Source organism: Enterococcus sp. AZ050, from assembly GCF_051715085.1.
GTDB lineage: Bacteria > Bacillota > Bacilli > Lactobacillales > Enterococcaceae > Enterococcus > Enterococcus faecalis.
The window spans coordinates 2,248,908-2,265,439 of the sequence record NZ_JBIOTC010000001.1; the positions used below are offsets into that span (position 1 = coordinate 2,248,908).

17 protein-coding genes are annotated in these 16,532 nt (G+C 37.3%); 12 read left to right on the plus strand and 5 right to left on the minus strand.

All coding sequences use genetic code 11. The features are described from left to right. Nucleotides 1-48: 48 nt before the first annotated feature. The 3 genes from IGJ04_RS10995 to IGJ04_RS11005 all read right to left on the minus strand — a co-directional run bounded on the left by IGJ04_RS10995 (nucleotide 49) and on the right by IGJ04_RS11005 (nucleotide 2,010). On the minus strand, nucleotides 49-1,077 hold the full coding sequence (locus IGJ04_RS10995; RefSeq protein WP_002355524.1) for a peptidylprolyl isomerase: 1,029 nt from the start codon (nucleotides 1,075-1,077) through the stop codon (nucleotides 49-51). Nucleotides 1,078-1,239: 162 nt separating this feature from the next. Continuing rightward, nucleotides 1,240-1,584 (minus strand): YtxH domain-containing protein, encoded by a 345-nt coding sequence (locus IGJ04_RS11000; RefSeq protein WP_002355526.1) that lies wholly within the window; start codon nucleotides 1,582-1,584, stop codon nucleotides 1,240-1,242. After that, nucleotides 1,585-2,010, minus strand: coding sequence for an HIT family protein (locus IGJ04_RS11005; RefSeq protein ID WP_002355527.1), 426 nt, complete (start codon nucleotides 2,008-2,010; stop codon nucleotides 1,585-1,587). It lies immediately after the preceding gene. Nucleotides 2,011-2,225: 215 nt separating this feature from the next. Between IGJ04_RS11005 and IGJ04_RS11010 the strand changes: the two genes are divergently transcribed. The 4 genes from IGJ04_RS11010 to trmB all read left to right on the plus strand — a co-directional run bounded on the left by IGJ04_RS11010 (nucleotide 2,226) and on the right by trmB (nucleotide 5,801). Then, nucleotides 2,226-2,963 (plus strand): ABC transporter ATP-binding protein, encoded by a 738-nt coding sequence (locus tag IGJ04_RS11010; RefSeq protein WP_002363160.1) that lies wholly within the window; start codon nucleotides 2,226-2,228, stop codon nucleotides 2,961-2,963. A 1-nt stretch (nucleotide 2,964) separates the two neighbouring features. Then, nucleotides 2,965-4,176, plus strand: a complete 1,212-nt coding sequence (locus IGJ04_RS11015; RefSeq protein WP_033624308.1) for an ABC transporter permease — start codon at nucleotides 2,965-2,967, stop codon at nucleotides 4,174-4,176. 128 nt (nucleotides 4,177-4,304) lie between these two features. Continuing rightward, complete coding sequence (locus IGJ04_RS11020) at nucleotides 4,305-5,084, plus strand: phosphotransferase family protein (RefSeq protein WP_002355531.1); 780 nt, start codon at nucleotides 4,305-4,307, stop codon at nucleotides 5,082-5,084. Between the two features lie 72 nt (nucleotides 5,085-5,156). Next, the gene (trmB, locus tag IGJ04_RS11025; RefSeq protein ID WP_438840214.1) at nucleotides 5,157-5,801 is read left to right on the plus strand and encodes a tRNA (guanosine(46)-N7)-methyltransferase TrmB; all 645 of its coding nucleotides are present in this window, start codon (nucleotides 5,157-5,159) and stop codon (nucleotides 5,799-5,801) included. Nucleotides 5,802-5,860: 59 nt separating this feature from the next. Here the strand turns inward: trmB and IGJ04_RS11030 are convergent, their stop codons facing one another. Further along, nucleotides 5,861-6,607: a MurR/RpiR family transcriptional regulator gene (locus tag IGJ04_RS11030; protein WP_002363162.1), complete on the minus strand. Its 747-nt coding sequence runs from the start codon at nucleotides 6,605-6,607 to the stop codon at nucleotides 5,861-5,863. A 177-nt stretch (nucleotides 6,608-6,784) separates the two neighbouring features. Between IGJ04_RS11030 and pfkB the strand changes: the two genes are divergently transcribed. The 5 genes from pfkB (at nucleotide 6,785) to bph (ending at nucleotide 11,318) form a co-directional block, all read left to right on the plus strand. Beyond that, nucleotides 6,785-7,711 carry a 1-phosphofructokinase gene (pfkB, locus tag IGJ04_RS11035; protein ID WP_002355534.1) on the plus strand — a complete coding sequence of 309 codons (927 nt, stop codon included), beginning with the start codon at nucleotides 6,785-6,787 and terminating at the stop codon, nucleotides 7,709-7,711. Between the two features lie 4 nt (nucleotides 7,712-7,715). Further along, nucleotides 7,716-9,134 carry a PTS fructose transporter subunit IIC gene (locus IGJ04_RS11040; RefSeq protein ID WP_002355535.1) on the plus strand — a complete coding sequence of 473 codons (1,419 nt, stop codon included), beginning with the start codon at nucleotides 7,716-7,718 and terminating at the stop codon, nucleotides 9,132-9,134. A gap of 26 nt (nucleotides 9,135-9,160) precedes the next feature. Beyond that, a complete protein-coding gene (locus tag IGJ04_RS11045) occupies nucleotides 9,161-9,622 on the plus strand; it encodes a fructose PTS transporter subunit IIA (RefSeq protein WP_002358680.1) in 462 nt (153 codons plus the stop codon). Beyond that, nucleotides 9,619-10,596 (plus strand): tagatose-bisphosphate aldolase, encoded by a 978-nt coding sequence (lacD, locus tag IGJ04_RS11050; protein ID WP_438840215.1) that lies wholly within the window; start codon nucleotides 9,619-9,621, stop codon nucleotides 10,594-10,596. Before IGJ04_RS11045 ends, lacD begins: the two co-directional genes overlap by 4 nt. 188 nt (nucleotides 10,597-10,784) lie before the next feature. Continuing rightward, nucleotides 10,785-11,318, plus strand: coding sequence for a biofilm phosphatase Bph (bph, locus tag IGJ04_RS11055; RefSeq protein ID WP_002355538.1), 534 nt, complete (start codon nucleotides 10,785-10,787; stop codon nucleotides 11,316-11,318). 87 nt (nucleotides 11,319-11,405) lie between these two features. On the opposite strand, the gene IGJ04_RS11060 is transcribed toward bph, so the two are convergent. Continuing rightward, entirely contained in the window at nucleotides 11,406-11,837 is a 432-nt protein-coding gene (locus tag IGJ04_RS11060) for a GNAT family N-acetyltransferase (protein WP_002355539.1), read from the minus strand. A gap of 75 nt (nucleotides 11,838-11,912) precedes the next feature. Here IGJ04_RS11060 and IGJ04_RS11065 point away from each other — a divergent pair, with 75 nt between their 5' ends. From IGJ04_RS11065 to IGJ04_RS11075, 3 genes are all read left to right on the plus strand, one after another. Next, the gene (locus IGJ04_RS11065; RefSeq protein ID WP_002384914.1) at nucleotides 11,913-13,127 is read left to right on the plus strand and encodes an AI-2E family transporter; all 1,215 of its coding nucleotides are present in this window, start codon (nucleotides 11,913-11,915) and stop codon (nucleotides 13,125-13,127) included. 174 nt (nucleotides 13,128-13,301) lie between these two features. After that, entirely contained in the window at nucleotides 13,302-14,681 is a 1,380-nt protein-coding gene (locus IGJ04_RS11070; protein ID WP_002363168.1) for a hemolysin family protein, read from the plus strand. Nucleotides 14,682-14,854: 173 nt separating this feature from the next. Then, the gene (locus tag IGJ04_RS11075; RefSeq protein WP_002355543.1) at nucleotides 14,855-16,429 is read left to right on the plus strand and encodes a peptide chain release factor 3; all 1,575 of its coding nucleotides are present in this window, start codon (nucleotides 14,855-14,857) and stop codon (nucleotides 16,427-16,429) included. Nucleotides 16,430-16,532: the final 103 nt, after the last annotated feature.

Genomic DNA, 16,532 nt, shown 5'->3' on the forward strand with positions numbered 1-16,532 from the left:
GTCTCACAATCTTAGGTCAGTTCCAATCGACCACTCTCTTTTTTATGCTTATTTAGAAGAAGATTCTGTTGTTTTGCTTGAAGAATCTGTTGCTTTTTCAGAGTCGCTTGTTTTGGTATCGCTTGTTTTAGAATCACTTGATTTTGATTCTTTTTTCTCTGAAGAAGCGCTTGAAGATTCAGTTTGCATGTAGCCTGCTAAAGCGTTCTTGAAGGCATCATCTTTAATTTTCACATTGGCCGCTTTTAATTCGTCACTAATGACTTTCGAAACAAATGTTTGATCGGCTAATTTTGTTTCTTCAGCAATTTTCTTGATCTCTTTTTCATAAGGTTTCATGTCATTGCCTTTTGCTTTGTTTTTCGTCATTTTCACTACATAGTAGGTTGTTTGGTAGGTTTGCATATTTGTTGCAGCAATTGGTTCTGACACTTCGCCATCTTTTAATTTGAAGGCAGCTTCTTTAACTTCGGCAGGAACAGTTGTTGCTTGTGAATCAAATTTAATTTTACCGCCATCTTTTTTCGTAGCAGCATCTGTTGATTTTTCTTTAGCAATTTTTGTGAAATCGCCGCCGTCAGTGATTTCTTTCTTGACAGCTTTGGCATCATCTTCTGAAGCAACTTGGATAATTTGTGCTTCTACTTCTGGATGGAAACTTGCCCAAGCTGTTTTTAAGTCTTCATCTGTAATTTTTAAGTGGGCTTTTAGACCTGCATCATAGGCTGCTCTTTGTTTTAACTGTTTCTTGAATGTTTTTTCAGTTAAACCAGCTTGTTTTAATGCATCAGAGAACTTTCCGCCTTGTGCTTCTACTTGTTCTTTGGCTTCGTCAAAGTTTTTTTGAATATCTTTGTCAGTTACTTTGTCGCCATATTTTTCTTCAAAGACTTTATAAATAACCATTTGGCTAAACGCTTGTTGGCTCGTGCTTTGTTCTTTAATTTGGTTATAAAAATCATCAACAGTAATTGTTGAACCTTTCATTGTTGCGATATCTTTTGAACCGCTTGAACACGCTGCTAAACTAAAAACGGCCATTGCGCCCGCTGCAGCTAAGATTAGTTTTTTCTTCATTCTCTTATGCACTCCTGTTTTTTTAGTTTTATTTCTGTTATAACTATACCATACCTTATTTTGAAAAAGAAAGAGTCTCAGGCATAGTTTCAAACAAAATTCGTATTTACGTCACACTTTTTATTTTTTTAATAACAAAAGAAATAATTAACATAAAAGACTTTACTTTTGCTTGTTGGTTTGTGTGTCAGGTAATTCAGCCGTGATTTTAGCAATTTGTTCTTTAATTTGAGCAATCCGAGGTTCCGCTTGGAATTTGAAATCAGTGATTTCTTGTTGCAGGTCTTTTGAAAATTCAGTTGCCAGAGGAACGTTTTCTTCGACAACTGCCAAATTTCGTTGCACCTGATCCCAGTCATTCGTGACTTGATTTTTCAGTGAACGATAGTCCTCTAGCTCATTGATTAAATGTTGGCGTGTTTCTTTCCCGCTTCTTGGAGCAGCCAACAAGCCGCCAATGGTACCAGCAGCTGCACCAAAAAAGAGACCTTTAATAAATTTTTTCATTTAGTTCACCTGCTTTGCAATGGTCTCAGCAATTTCTTGCATCGCTTCGGCGGAATAGTCCTCTTGATGGTTGCCAAAATGAATAGAGAAATCATCTTCTTTTGAATAACGGGGAATCAAATGAACGTGGGAATGGAAAACGGATTGATAAGCCACTTCCTTATTGTTATTTAAAATGTTTAATCCTTCCATTTCTGGAAAAGCTTTTTCTAATGCTCGTGCTACTTTAGGAATACGAGCAAAGACGTCGCTTGCTAAAACGTCATTATATTCAAAAATATCAGCAACGTGTTGTTTTGGAATCATTAAGGTATGCCCTTTGGTCACTTGTGTAATGTCTAAAAACGCGTAGACTTTCTCGTCTTCATAGACTTTATAACTTGGGATTTCGCCGTTGATAATTTTACAAAAAATACAATCATTCATGAAAAATTCCTCTTTTCTCTAGGTTCTTTCCTTTACTTTACCACAAGTTGATTTCTCTGTGGATGAAAAAGTACGTGAGTTCGCTAAAAAGTTCGTTTCATTTCGTGTATAATAAGAGAAAGAAAAAAATCCATTTAATTAAGGGAGTAATTTTTGAATTCTTGGTTCGCTTAGGGTTTAATAATGGTAGAGAGAAAAGGTTGGAGGCAAAAGAAATGAGCTTAACAATTGAACATTTAACAGGAGGTTACGGCCATATTCCTGTCTTAAAAGATATTAATTTTGACGTCAAGTCTGGTGAAATGGTTGGTTTAATCGGCTTGAATGGTGCGGGGAAAAGTACCACCATCAAAAATATTATTGGGTTACTTACGCCGCAAAAAGGCAAAATTATGATTGACGGGGAAACATTGCAACAAGCCCCTGAAGAATATCGTAAAAAAATCGGGTATATTCCGGAAACACCTTCTTTATATGAAGAATTAACATTGAAAGAGCATATCGAAGTAACGGCCTTGGCTTATGATATTCCATTAGAAGAAGCATTCAAACGAGCAGAACCATTACTAAAAACGTTCCGTTTAGACAATAAATTGGAATGGTTTCCTGCTAATTTTTCAAAAGGCATGAAACAAAAAGTCATGGTACTTTGTGCATTCTTAATTGAACCGAGTTTATATATTATTGATGAACCTTTTCTAGGCTTAGATCCTTTAGCAATTCATGCTTTATTAGAATTAATGGATACGATGCGTAAGCAAGGGGCAGCGATTTTAATGTCCACGCATATTTTAGCAACAGCTGAAAAATATTGTGATCGCTTTGTGGTGCTACACGAAGGGAAATTACGGGCAAACGGTACAATGGCTGAATTACGTGCAGAATTTAATTTACCAGAGTCTTCTTTAGATGATATTTATCTTGCCTTGACGAAGGAAGAAAAGGTGGGGTAACATGGGCGAATTTTTTAGTCAACGTTTGTCACGGCATTTCAAAAAAATGTCCAAGTACTTGCGCTATATTTTAAATGATCATTTTGTTTTAGTCTGTATGTTTTTATTAGGCGGATTAGGTCTGTACTATTCCCAGTTGTTAAAAGAATTACCTCGTGATTTTGTTTGGGGCAGGCCGTTAATTCTGTTGGGTTGGCTGCTACTCATTCAAGTTGGTAAGTTGGCCACTTTGACAGAAGAGCCAGACAAGGTGTTTTTATTACCAAAAGAAAAACAATTCGCTGCTTATCTGAAACGAGCGCTGCGCTACTCTTTACTTTTACCGATTGTGGTCAGCTTTCTAGGAAGTGGCCTATTAATGCCGTTGATTGTAGTCACAACGGGTTGGTCGTTTCAAACCTTCTTTTTATTTTTGGTTATGCTAGTTTGTATGATTTATACACATCTTAGTTTACAAAGCTATGGGCTCTATCATCTTTCGTCAACCACTTACCGTAGTTGGTGGTTCGTTTGGTTGATCAGTAGTCTCTTGATTATGACGGGAGCCATTTACTGGACGCCTTGGGTTGGTGTGATTGGTGGCATCATTCTGGCCGTTTGTTTATCGAGTATTTGGCAAAATAAGATGAAACAGAGTTTCTTGGATTGGGAAAAAATGATCCAAAAAGAACAAAACAGAATGCATAGAATTTATAAATTCATTCAGCTGTTTACAGATATTCCTGAAGTGAGTAGTACAGTAAAACGTCGTAAATACTTAGATCCTCTCCTCGGAGTAGTCAAAAAAACATCTGAGAACACGTATGCTTACTTATTCATTCGGAGCTTTTTACGAGGTAGCGAATATAGCGGCTTATTGTTTCGTTTGATTTTGGTTGGTGGCGTGCTACTCTTCTTTTTACAAGAATTCTGGATTGCGTTGGTAGTTGCTTTATTGTTTGTCTATTTAATCGGGTTCCAGTTGATTCCCATGTACACGCAATTTGATTATATGGTGATGACACAGCTATATCCAATTTCAATAGAAAAAAAACAAGCAGCAATTCGCCGGTTAATTGGCGGCGCATTGTCTGTTGCGGCCATTATTTTTGGTGGGATTGTCTGCCTTCGTTTAGGCAATTTGCAAAATAGCTTGATCATTCTGGGTGCCTTAATTGTAGAAGTTGTGATTTTCACTAAAATGTATGTTCCAATGCGCTTGAATAAGTTATAAAGATGAGAAAACCCAGCAAAATTTACAAAAGAACCACATAGAAGCTTGACGAAGCAAGGTTTGGCGACTAAAATGGTAATTGCTGTAAAAATTGCAATAAAATTGTGTTGAGATAGGAGATAATTTCCATGGAATTTCAGTTGGATAAAGACTGGCGTCTGCAGCCGATAAAGGGCGCAACTGGTCAAACATACATGGGAATAAAAGAAACAGAGAAAGTGTTCATTAAACGAAACACTTCTCCACTTCTTGCAGCATTGTCTAAAGAAGGGTTAGCCCCGAAGATGATTTGGACAAAGCGGACAGCGAATGGCGACGTACTAACAGCCCAAGAATGGCTGGAAGGACGTTTATTACATGCGGACGAAATTGGCAAACGCAATGACGTGATTGACGTGTTATACCAATTGCATCATTCCAATTTGCTGAAAGACATGTTGAAAAAAATTGGTGGCGAAGTTTGTACCCCGCTAACAATGTTGAAAGAGTATAAGCGTCAACTACCTAAAGAATTAAAACGAAACAGTTATTTAAAAGAAGTAATCACTTATTTATATAATCATTTACCAGAATATCCAGAGACTAGTTATGTAGCTGTCCACGGCGATGTGAATCATCGGAATTGGTTAGTCTCGAATAATTATCTCTATTTAGTAGATTGGGATTCTGTGATGGTCGCGGACCCAGCGGTAGATTTAGGAATGATTTTGAGTCATTATGTGCCTCGTTCCGGTTGGAATCAATGGTTACTATCTTATGGTTTAATTCCTAATGAAAGTACAGTTCAACGAATTTATTGGTATGGTTTATTTAGCTTTTTACAAGAGATTGTTCGTCATCACCAAGAGGGCGAAAGAAGAGCAATGACTGCAGAAATTTTACAATTAAAACGAATGTTTAGTAGTTAAACTAATTCATTTAACATCCACACAGGCTGGCGAATTTCACCAGTCTGTTTTTAAAAGAAAGGAATTTTAAATATGCGTGTAAGAAATAGACCCGGAGCAGCAGAATATATGGCAAAATATCCACAATATGTGGTAGAAGGTCCTGAAAAATGGCAAGGGAAATGGCAAGAACGTTTTGGCAATAATCATCCCATCCACATTGAAATTGGTTCAGGTAAAGGTCGTTTTATTTATGAAATGGCTAAAGCACATCCTGAAATTAATTATATTGGTATCGATATGCAATTAAGTATTTTATCGATTGCATTAGATAAGCTAGTGGCCGAGCCGTTACCTAATCTACAGTTATTGCGAGTAGACGGCGAAGCATTAACAGAATATTTTGCTGAAAATGAAGTAGATTTAATCTATTTAAATTTTTCAGATCCTTGGCCAAAGAAAAAACATGAAAAACGTCGTTTAACGTATAAAAACTTTTTAGCGACAGATGAAATTATCTTAAAACCAAATGGAGAAATTCATTTTAAAACGGATAATCAAGGGCTCTTCGAATACTCATTAAGTAGCTTTTCTAAATATGGCATGATTATTGAACGTGTATGGCTAGATTTGCATAATAGCGAGTTTGAAGGCAACATTATGACAGAATACGAAGAAAAATTTTCTAGGCGTGGTCAACGAATTTATCGAGTAGAAGCACGTTTTGTTGCAAAATAAAAACAAGCATTCCTTTATTTTAAGTGAAGGAATGCTTGTTTTTTATTATTTAAGAAAGCCTAAGTTGTCGTTCTTAAAGCATAGGCGTCCAATAAAATTCTGGCCAGAATGGATAGTGGTAACCGTGAACGCACTTCATAATCGGGGAAAAAGGAGCCTTCTGATTTGAAACCTACGAACGGAATTTCAATATATTTCATTAAACTAGAGTGTTTGCTTGCAGTTAAAAGGATAGTCCCAATTTCTGAGTCGTAACAGTTTTTACCAGCGACAACTAATTCTTGGGTTTCTCCATTTAAGGAAACAAAAAGAGCCACATCTTTTTTTGATAACTTTTTACTAATATTTTTAATAATTTCTGGGTCCGTATGCAGCTCACAGTATTTGCCAGCCAATTGAAACTTAACCATCATTTCCTGAGCAATTAATTCTGAAAAACCTCTAGCAAAGATAATAATCCGTCGAGAAGCCTTGATTTTTTGGATCGCATCTTCGATATTACCAATTTCAATCATGTTAATCGTGCGAGTTACTTCTTCTTCATTCTTTAAAATGGCCGTCCGAATTCCTCGGTCTACTTTTTCTAATGCTGAAAAATTTATATTTTGGTTTTCTTTATCTTTCAAGTGATGCTTGAAGGATGTGAAACCTTCATAGCCTTTCTTTTTCATGGTTCTTACAATCGTTGCAGTTGATACGTTGGCTCGTTCGCTTAATTTTACAATGGAATAATCAGGGATTTCTAAAATATGTGTTTCGATAAAATGCCAGAGATATTGCTCTGACTCACTCAATTTTTGTTCCATAATGGCTAGCCCTTCTTTCTTTCGCTAAAAAACATTTATAAGCCTATTTTTAATGAAAAAAAATAAAAAAGCTAGAGAAATTATGAAATTGTAAATGTTTTCTATATTTTTGCGAAAGAATGAAAACCTTTACATAGTATTTTGAGACATAATAAAGAGGAGAAAGGAGGAACTACAGTGACTATTTATACATGTACATTAAATTTAGCCATTGATTTATTTATCGAAACAGAAGAGCTAGTTCCTTTTGTCGTGAATCGCACGAAGGAAGATGATATTCAAGCAAACGGGAAAGGAGTCAATGTTTCCCTAATTTTAAAGATGTTAGGGATTGATAATACCGCTTTGGGAGTCAAAGCTGGTTTCACTGGGAACTATGTCGAGGATTATTTAAAAGAAAAAGAGATAACCACTGATTTTATCGAAGTCGCTGGCACAACGAGAATTAATGTGTTTACAAAAGTTACCCAAGATCAAAAGGAATACAAATTAGTCAATAAGGGACCAAAATTATCTGAAGAACATGTACAACGTTTTTTGAAAAAAATTTCAGAGTTACGTAAAGGGGATTATTTGTGCGTATCAGGAAGTTTACCACAAGGGGTTTCGCCAAGTATTTTGATTGAAATTAGCCGAATTTGTTTTGAAAAGCAGGTGTTCTTAATTTTAGACAGTAGTTATGAAGAAATTTTAGATTGTTTGCCTTATCAACCATTTTTATTGAAACCAAATGAAGAAGAACTTCAAGAGTGGTTTCATACAGAAGTGCAGACTAAGGACGATTACATTTTTTATGGACAAGAATTACTGAAGCGGGGAGCCAAAAATATTTTACTTTCTTTAGGTAGTGAAGGGGCTTTATTTATGAACAATGAAAAGGTTCTTTCAGGTAATTCACCAACTGGAATGGTTGTAAATACAGCTTGTTCAGGGGATGCAATGTTAGGTACCTTTTTAGCTGGCTGGCATCAAGGACTTTCATTGGAAAAAAATTTAAAAAGAAGTATTGCAGCAGGTAGTTCAACAGCATTTCGCAAAGGATTGACAGATTTTTCAGATGTTCAGGAGTTAGAGCAACAAATAAAGATTCAAGAGGAGGAATAAACAGATGGCTACGTATCAATTAATAGCTGCTACAGGTTGTCCGACGGGAATAGCGCACACGTATATGGCACAGGAGGCATTGGAACAAGCGGCGAAACGTAAAGGTATTACGATTAAGGTTGAAACACATGGTCAGATTGGCATAGAAAATGAGTTAACACCTGCAGAAATCCAAGGAGCGGAGGCAGTCATTATTGCCGCCGACAAAGACGTTCAAGCAGAACGTTTTGCTGGGAAACGAATCATTGATGTCCCTGTCAGTGTGGGGATTAAAGAAGCAGATCGCTTAATTGAAGAAGCACTCGCAGGCAAAGGATCGATTGCAGCCGAAAACCAAGCAGTGGACGAACTTGAACAGGAGACACAAATTTCTTCAGGAAATGTTGGACATAGTATTTATAAAAACTTAATGAATGGCGTCTCTCACATGTTGCCGTTTGTAGTAGCAGGCGGCGTTTTAATTGCTCTTTCTTTTGCTATTTGGGGCATTTATTCATTTGATCCAGAAAGTAGTCAGTATAATGCTACCGCTGCTATGTTAAAAAGTATTGGTGATGCCTCAATGGGAATGATGGTGCCAATCTTATCTGCGTATATCGCAGAGGGGATTGCGAAACGACCTGGTTTGGTTGTGGGCTTTGTCGGTGGTTTGATTGCTAACACGGGTGGTACTGGCTTTTTAGGAGGGATATTATCTGGTTTCCTTGCTGGGTATTTCATTCTTTTATTACAAAGAGTATTTAAAGGTTTGCCTAAATCATTAGATGGTTTAAAAGCAATTTTCCTTTATCCAGTCATTGGCGTTGCAGTTATTGGTATCACTATGTCTTTATTAGCAGATCCGATGAAAGCTGTTAATGAAGGAATGATGAGCTTTTTAGCTAGTTTCCAAAACTCCAGTCCGTTGGTTTTAGGAATAATTGTGGGTTGTATGTGTGCCTTTGATATGGGAGGTCCAGTTAATAAAGCGGCCTATGTTACTGGGACGGCACTCTTAGCTCAAGGAAATACTTCTTTTATGGCAGGAGTTTCTGCTGCCTGCATAGCGCCACCTTTAATTACAGGCTTTGCTACATTATTCTTTGGAAAATACTTTGACACAAATGAACGCAATGCGGGGCTAGTGAACTTTATTTTAGGCTCCACACATATTACAGAAGGCGCTATTCCGTTTGCAGCAAAAGACCCATTAAAGGTTTTACCAATTATGATGCTCGGATCTTCAATTGCGGCAGTCCTAACGTATATGTTTGGGGTACAAGTGCCAGCACCTCATGGAGGATTTCTTGTTTTACCAGTTGTTACTCACGCTGTTCAATGGGTTCTGGCAATTTTAGCTGGTTCATTGGTAGGCGGTTTATTGCTAGGTTTTGTACAAAAAAGTAGAATCGCCAAACAAGAGCAATCGTTATCAAAAAAATGAAATAACAGGAATTAGGAGTGGATGGAATGGCTTTTATTAAAGAAAATCATATTTTTTTAAATCAACAGTTACAAACGCAAGAGGATGTTTTTCACTTTTTAGCAAAAAAATCAACAGAATTGGAAGTTGCTCAGGACGCACAGGAAGTTTTCGATAAACTGAACGAGCGAGAACAAGAAGGAACAACGGGGATGATGAATGGATTTGCGATACCTCATGCAAAAGCAGCAACGATTCAACAAGCGGCCATTATCATCGTTACCTTGGACCAAGGTGTTGAGTGGCAGAGCCTTGACAACCAATTAACGGAGTTTGTGATTGCGCTGTTTATTCCAGATGCCGAAGCTGGCACGACACATTTGAAATTACTCTCTTCTGTTGCGCGCCTCTTATTAAGAGAAGAAGTTACTTCTGGACTGAAACAAGCAAGTTCGCCAGCTGAAATTGCTACGTTACTAAATAATCAATTAGGAGAGGGAACAGAATGAAAAAAATTAGTGAACAAAAACGTAAACATTTAGAAAATCTGGTAGATGATCAAGGGATTATTGGCGCACTAGCCATTGATCAACGTGGGGCCTTAAAACGCATGATGGGAAAATACAAAGAGGTGACTGCGCAAGAAATCAGTGACTTTAAAGTATTAGTATCTCGTTGCTTAACACCAGAGACTTCAGCAATTTTGTTGGATCCAGAATATGGCCTAGCTGCTGCTGAAAATCGAGCACAGACTTCAGGTTTGTTACTTGCGTATGAAAAAACGGGCTACGATGCTTCGACACCAGGACGGTTCCCCGATAGTCTTGATGTTTGGTCGGTTAAGCGTTTAAAAGAAGCGGGCGCAGACGCGTGTAAATTTTTACTTTACTACGATGTTGACGAAAGTGAAGCAATCAATGAACGAAAGAAAGCTTATATAGAACGGATTGGTTCAGAGTGTTTAGCCGAAGAAATTCCATTCTTTTTAGAAATTGTCTCTTATGATGCAAACAATTCGGATAGTGCTTCAAAAGAATACGCTAAAGTAAAACCGCACAAAGTAATTGAAGCGATGAAAGAATTTTCAAAGGATCGCTATAATGTTGATGTTTTAAAAGTAGAAGTCCCTGTGAATATGAATTTTGTAGAAGGTTTTGGCACTGAAAGTCTTTATAGCCAAGATGAAGCGCAGGCTTTTTTCAAAATGCAAAGTGAAGCAACACAACTTCCATTTATTTTCTTGAGTGCAGGGGTTAGTGCTACGATGTTTCAGGAAACATTGAAATTTGCAAAAAAAGCAGGTTCCTCGTTTAATGGAGTCTTATGTGGTCGCGCAACTTGGGCAGACGGCGTGCTTCCATTTGTTCAACAAGGTTCTGAAGCAGCCGTTGCGTGGCTTGAAACAACTGGTAAAACAAATGTTGACGAATTAAATCAGGTTTTAAGAGAGAGCGCAGTATCAGTCTTTGAAAAAATCCAGTAATTAAGCTGAAAATATTTACTGAATTTGAACTAATTGGTCATCTGAATTAAATTTTTTCAGAAATCGTCTTCTTTAAGTGAACTCAATGTACGCAAACTCAAAAGATATGATATAATTATTTCGATATCGATGTATGAACACCCAAAAAGTAACAGTGCTTTACTTTATTTGGGGAAAGTTGGGGTATTATGGGAATTCCTAAAGAAGGCGAGTTTGTAACCATTCAGAGTTATAAACATGACGGACATTTACATCGAACGTGGCGTGATACGATGGTACTAAAAACGAGCGAGTATTCTTTAATTGGTGTGAACGATCATACGTTAGTAACGGAATCCGACGGACGTCGGTGGGTGACTCGTGAACCAGCCATTGTTTATTTTCACAAGAAATATTGGTTCAATATAATAGCAATGATTAGAGAAAAGGGGGTTTCGTATTACTGCAATCTGGCTTCGCCATATGTTTTAGATGACGAAGCGTTGAAGTATATTGATTATGATTTAGATATCAAGGTTTTTCCAGATGGTGAAAAACGTTTACTAGACGTTGATGAATATGAATTTCATAGCAAACTAATGGATTATCCAGAAGATATTGACTTCATTTTAAAAGAAAATGTCAAGACTTTAGTGGATTGGATTAATAACGAAAAAGGCCCCTTCTCGCCCGAGTATGTAGATATCTGGTATCAACGTTATCAACAGCTATCAAAAAAATAGCCGATGTAAACAGCCCACAAAAGGAGCTTGGAGCATTAGCCAAAATGGCTAATGCTCCAAGCTCTAAATTTTCCGATTTAATTGGTGTTATAGTTCTTTATTCATTTCGTAGTGTTCAATGCCAGCATCCATAAAAGGTGCGCCTGTTTTTTGATAACCTAAACGTTCATAGAAGCCTACAGCGGTGACTTGTGCTCCTAGAGTAATCTTGTGGTAGCCTTGTTCTTTGGCAAAATTTTCCGCCGCTTCCATAATCACTCGTCCATAGTCGGCGCCACGATAAGCTTTTTCAACGGCCATTCGTTGTAATTTCATAACGCCATTTTCTAGTGGAAGCAAGCGACAAGTTGCGACAGCTACATGGTTCGTGTACAAAACAAAGTGAATACAATGTGCTTCATATTCATCGATTTCCATCTCTTCTGGTACCCCTTGTTCCGCTACGAATACGCGTTGACGAAGCCGGACAGCATCTAAATAAAGATCACTCATGGTATCTTTTGTTTGAGCTACATGCATAGAAAAACCCCCAAGTTCAGAATCTGTTTCTATTTTATTATACCACGAAAAAGTTCTAGCAATGAAGTATTCTCAATGACTGAGGGGGGAAGGTGTGATAAAATAAAACAGCAACAATTGAATAAAAATAAAGGAGGAGCCGCTGTGATTAATCGATTTAAAGAATCGAAATTATTTTTCTGGTCAGTTGAATTACTTGTCGTGGCCATGCTATTATTTATTGCTTCGAAAATTAATTTCTTATTTGCACCGATTGGGACATTCTTTTCAACGTTGTTTGCCCCAGTCTTAGTAGCAGGCTTTTTGTATTATTTACTAAATCCTGTGGTCAATCTACTAATGAAGACGAAAATGAAACGAATTTATGCCGTCTTACTGGTATTTTTATTACTAATCATCGCATTAGTTCTGATCTTATTAACAATTATCCCTAAGTTGGCAGATCAGCTAGCTAGTTTAGCATCAAGTATGCCAGATTTCTTTAAACAAGTGGAGACCTGGATTTATGAGATTGCGGAGTTACCTATTTTTAAACAAATTGATTTAACAAGCTATATTGAAAAAATGGATATTTCTTATGCAAATATTATCCAACAATTTTTAAGTAGTTTATCAAGTAGCTTAGGTTCAATCGTATCAACGGTGGCGTCAACCACCATTGTTTTGGTCACTGCGCCATTTATTTTATTTTATATGTTAAAAGATGGAGATAAGCTAGTACCAGCGATTCAACGCTTTTTACCTGAGAAAAGAAAAGATGATATTGTGGATCTTTTAGGACAATTGAACCAAACCTTATCCAGTTATATTAGTGGACAAGCGATTGAATGTTTATTTGTCGGTACATTTACGATTATTGGGTATTCATTGCTTGGCGTTCGTTATGCCTTTTTATTTGGTGTCATTGCCGGCTTTACGAATTTGATTCCCTATCTAGGACCTTATCTAGGATTAGCGCCCGCTGTCTTAGTGACTATCTTTAATGAACCCGTCAAAGCAGCCTTATGTTGTTTAGTGGTGCTAGTGGTTCAACAATTGGACGGAAATATTATTTATCCAAACGTTATCGGAAAATCTCTAAAAATCCATCCATTAACGATTATTTTAATTTTATTGGTAGCAGGAAATTTAGCAGGTTTGCTAGGTATTTTCCTCGGCGTCCCATTTTACGCAATCTGCCGGACCATTATCTACTATGTTATTGATATGGTCAAAGCGGGTCGTAGTGAAAAAGTTACCAATGCCGTTCTTTTAGGGAATGAAACAAATACGAAAGAAAATAACGGTTAATGATTGAATCCGCTAATCTTTCGTGCTATGATTTTATGGATTAGGATAGAAAATAACCTGTCATAATACTGATTGTGTCTGTTTCTAAGCCTAACCACAAAAAGAGGAAGAACGTTAAAAGAGTACGAAAGTACAGCCTCGGAATTATCAACAATTAAGGAGAGAGAGAACATTATGAATAATGCTGACCCTGAGAGTCAGTCGCTAATTGCGCAACTTCTATTATTAGTCGTGTTGACGTTTATCAATGCCTTTTTGGCAGCGGCGGAAATTGCAGTCGTATCTGTTAACAAGAATCGTGTGGAACAAAAAGCGGAAGACGGCGACGCAAAAGCTCAAAAATTGCTTAAGGTATTGCAAGACCCCAATAACTTTTTATCCACAATCCAAGTAGGGATTACTTTGGTTAATATCCTATCTGGTGCTTCATTAGCAGAGACTTTATCTAGTCGTTTGGCCCCTGTATTAGGTGGCGGCGCCGCAGCTAAGAGTCTTGCCAGTATCATTATCTTAGCGTTGTTAACGTACGTTTCTATTGTATTTGGTGAATTATACCCTAAACGAATTGCCATGAATAAATCAGAAGAAGTCGCTCAATTGACTTCTGGTGCAGTCCGCTTTTTAGGAGTTATCGCGCGTCCCTTCGTTTGGTTGCTATCGGCTTCGACCGATTTATTATCCAAAATCACACCAATGACTTTCGATGATGCCGATTCGAAGATGACACGAGATGAAATGCGCTACATGCTTGAAACAGAAGGTGTTTTGGAAAACGAAGAACTAGAAATGCTACAAGGTGTCTTTTCATTAGATACAAAAGTGGCACGAGAAGTAATGGTTCCTCGGACAGACGCATTCATGGTTGACATCCAAGATGATGTCCAAGAAAACATCAATTTAATTTTAGGAGAAAATTATTCTCGGATTCCTGTTTATAGTGAAGACAAAGATAAAATTGTTGGTATTTTACATACCAAAACGTTACTAAAAGCTGCACGTAATTTAGGCTTTGAAAACATTGAATTAGGCGCGATTATCCAAGAACCATTATTTGTCCCAGAAACCATTTTTATTGATGATTTACTTTATGAGTTAAAACGAACACAAAACCAAATGGCGATTTTACTAGATGAATATGGCGGTGTTGTCGGTTTAGCAACACTGGAAGATTTACTAGAAGAAATCGTTGGTGAAATTGACGATGAAACAGATGAAGTAGAAAATTTATATACACAAGTGGCTGACAATGAATATTTGGTTCAAGGACGCATGTTAATTGACGAATTTAATGAAGTATTTGAAACAGATTTACACATGAGCGATGTTGATACAATGGCAGGTTACTTAATTACAGCATTAGGAACCATTCCTGATGAAGGGGAAAAACCTTCTTTTGAAGTGGGCAATATTAAGTTAACTGCTGAAGAAATGGAAGGCACACGTTTGCTAGTCTTACGCGTTCATTTCTACGATGAAGAAACTGTCGATGAAGAACCAGAAGAAAATCGTCGTTTTTTCCGTAAAGAAATGGAAGATGACGAACCAAGACGTTAAAAATAACCTGTGACATCAGTCGTTTTGACTAATGTCGCAGGTTTTCCTTTTAAAAAACAGCTAACAGCAGCTCTTTATTCTCAAGGCTTGACATGATATACTAGCAAAGGTTAATCAAAAATTATGCTGAAGAAAATAAATAAATAAACATCACAAGTGATAAGGAGATTTTTATGACGATCAATCAAAAAGAAGCAGTCGATAGTCGCCGTACGTTTGCGATTATTTCCCATCCGGATGCTGGGAAAACAACGATTACTGAACAATTACTATTATTTGGGGGCGCCATCCGCCAAGCTGGAACCGTCAAAGGGAAAAAAACAGGGAACTTTGCCAAATCTGACTGGATGGAAATTGAAAAACAACGGGGAATTTCGGTAACGAGTTCTGTGATGCAATTTGACTATCAAGATAAACGGATTAATATCTTGGACACCCCAGGGCATGAGGATTTCTCAGAGGATACGTATCGGACATTGATGGCCGTAGATAGTGCTGTGATGGTTATTGACAGTGCCAAAGGGATTGAAGCACAAACGAAAAAACTTTTCCAAGTTGTTAAAAAACGTGGTATTCCAATTTTTACTTTTATTAACAAATTGGACCGTGACGGACGGGAACCATTGGAACTTTTAGAAGAATTGGAAGAACTATTGGATATTGAATCTTATCCAATGAACTGGCCAATTGGTATGGGAAAAGGTCTAGAAGGTCTATACGATATTTATAATGAACGCGTGGAATTATATCGTCCAGAAAATAATGGCGGGGAGCGTTTTATTCCTTTAAAAGATGGCGATATCCCAAGCGATTTACCATTGCACAATAACAGCGTTTATCAACAAGTGTTGGAAGATGTTGAGTTATTGGTAGAAGCAGGCGATGAATTTAGCGAGGAAAAAATCGCTCGTGGTGATCAAACGCCAGTCTTCTTCGGTTCTGCTTTGACAAACTTTGGGGTTCAAACATTTTTAGAAACCTTCTTACAATTTGCGCCTGCGCCACATGCGCATAAAACAGAAGAGGGTGGCGAAGTAAGTCCTTATGAAAAAGAATTTTCAGGCTTTGTCTTTAAAATTCAAGCGAATATGAACCCAGCCCATCGTGATCGAATTGCCTTTGTTCGAATTTGTTCAGGTGTTTTTGAAAGAGGCATGGACGTGACTTTAGGTAGAACAGGCAAAAAAGTCAAATTAAGTAACGTGACACAATTTATGGCGGATGCCCGCGAAAACGTCACAGAAGCTGTTGCAGGCGATATTATCGGCGTGTATGACACAGGAAATTACCAAATTGGCGATACTTTATATGAAGGGAAAATGAATGTTCAATATGAAGAGTTGCCGTCATTTACCCCTGAATTATTCATGAAAGTGACTGCCAAAAACGTGATGAAACAAAAATCTTTCCATAAAGGAATTTACCAACTGGTTCAAGAAGGAGCCATTCAATTATACAAAACATATTTAACAGAAGAATATATCATTGGCGCAGTAGGTCAATTGCAGTTTGAAGTTTTCCAATACCGAATGTCTAATGAATACAATGCTGAAGTAGTAATGACGCCAATGGGTTCTAAAATTGCCCGCTGGATTAATCCAGAAGATTTAGATGAACGCATGAGCTCTAGCCGAAACATTTTGGCACGGGACCGTTTCGATCAACCTTTATTCTTATTTGAAAACCAATTTGCGGAACGCTGGTTTGCGGATAAATATCCAGATGTTGAACTGAAAAGTTTGATGTAAAATTAATTTGTAATCAATCAGTAGCTGAATCTTTAGAAGATTGAAGCTCGGCGCAATCATTCTCAAGATGATTGCGCTGAGCTTTTTCTTCTTATAAGGTATT

Coding starts and splice junctions, on each gene's coding strand:
- IGJ04_RS10995 (WP_002355524.1), bottom strand. CDS start 1,077: ATGAAGAAAAAACTAATCTTAGCTGCAGCGGGCGCAATGGCCGTTTTT.
- IGJ04_RS11000 (WP_002355526.1), bottom strand. CDS start 1,584: ATGAAAAAATTTATTAAAGGTCTCTTTTTTGGTGCAGCTGCTGGTACC.
- IGJ04_RS11005 (WP_002355527.1), bottom strand. CDS start 2,010: ATGAATGATTGTATTTTTTGTAAAATTATCAACGGCGAAATCCCAAGT.
- IGJ04_RS11010 (WP_002363160.1), top strand. CDS start 2,226: ATGAGCTTAACAATTGAACATTTAACAGGAGGTTACGGCCATATTCCT.
- IGJ04_RS11015 (WP_033624308.1), top strand. CDS start 2,965: ATGGGCGAATTTTTTAGTCAACGTTTGTCACGGCATTTCAAAAAAATG.
- IGJ04_RS11020 (WP_002355531.1), top strand. CDS start 4,305: ATGGAATTTCAGTTGGATAAAGACTGGCGTCTGCAGCCGATAAAGGGC.
- trmB (WP_438840214.1), top strand. CDS start 5,157: ATGCGTGTAAGAAATAGACCCGGAGCAGCAGAATATATGGCAAAATAT.
- IGJ04_RS11030 (WP_002363162.1), bottom strand. CDS start 6,607: ATGGAACAAAAATTGAGTGAGTCAGAGCAATATCTCTGGCATTTTATC.
- IGJ04_RS11040 (WP_002355535.1), top strand. CDS start 7,716: ATGGCTACGTATCAATTAATAGCTGCTACAGGTTGTCCGACGGGAATA.
- IGJ04_RS11045 (WP_002358680.1), top strand. CDS start 9,161: ATGGCTTTTATTAAAGAAAATCATATTTTTTTAAATCAACAGTTACAA.
- lacD (WP_438840215.1), top strand. CDS start 9,619: ATGAAAAAAATTAGTGAACAAAAACGTAAACATTTAGAAAATCTGGTA.
- bph (WP_002355538.1), top strand. CDS start 10,785: ATGGGAATTCCTAAAGAAGGCGAGTTTGTAACCATTCAGAGTTATAAA.
- IGJ04_RS11060 (WP_002355539.1), bottom strand. CDS start 11,837: ATGCATGTAGCTCAAACAAAAGATACCATGAGTGATCTTTATTTAGAT.
- IGJ04_RS11065 (WP_002384914.1), top strand. CDS start 11,913: ATGACTGAGGGGGGAAGGTGTGATAAAATAAAACAGCAACAATTGAAT.
- IGJ04_RS11070 (WP_002363168.1), top strand. CDS start 13,302: ATGAATAATGCTGACCCTGAGAGTCAGTCGCTAATTGCGCAACTTCTA.
- IGJ04_RS11075 (WP_002355543.1), top strand. CDS start 14,855: ATGACGATCAATCAAAAAGAAGCAGTCGATAGTCGCCGTACGTTTGCG.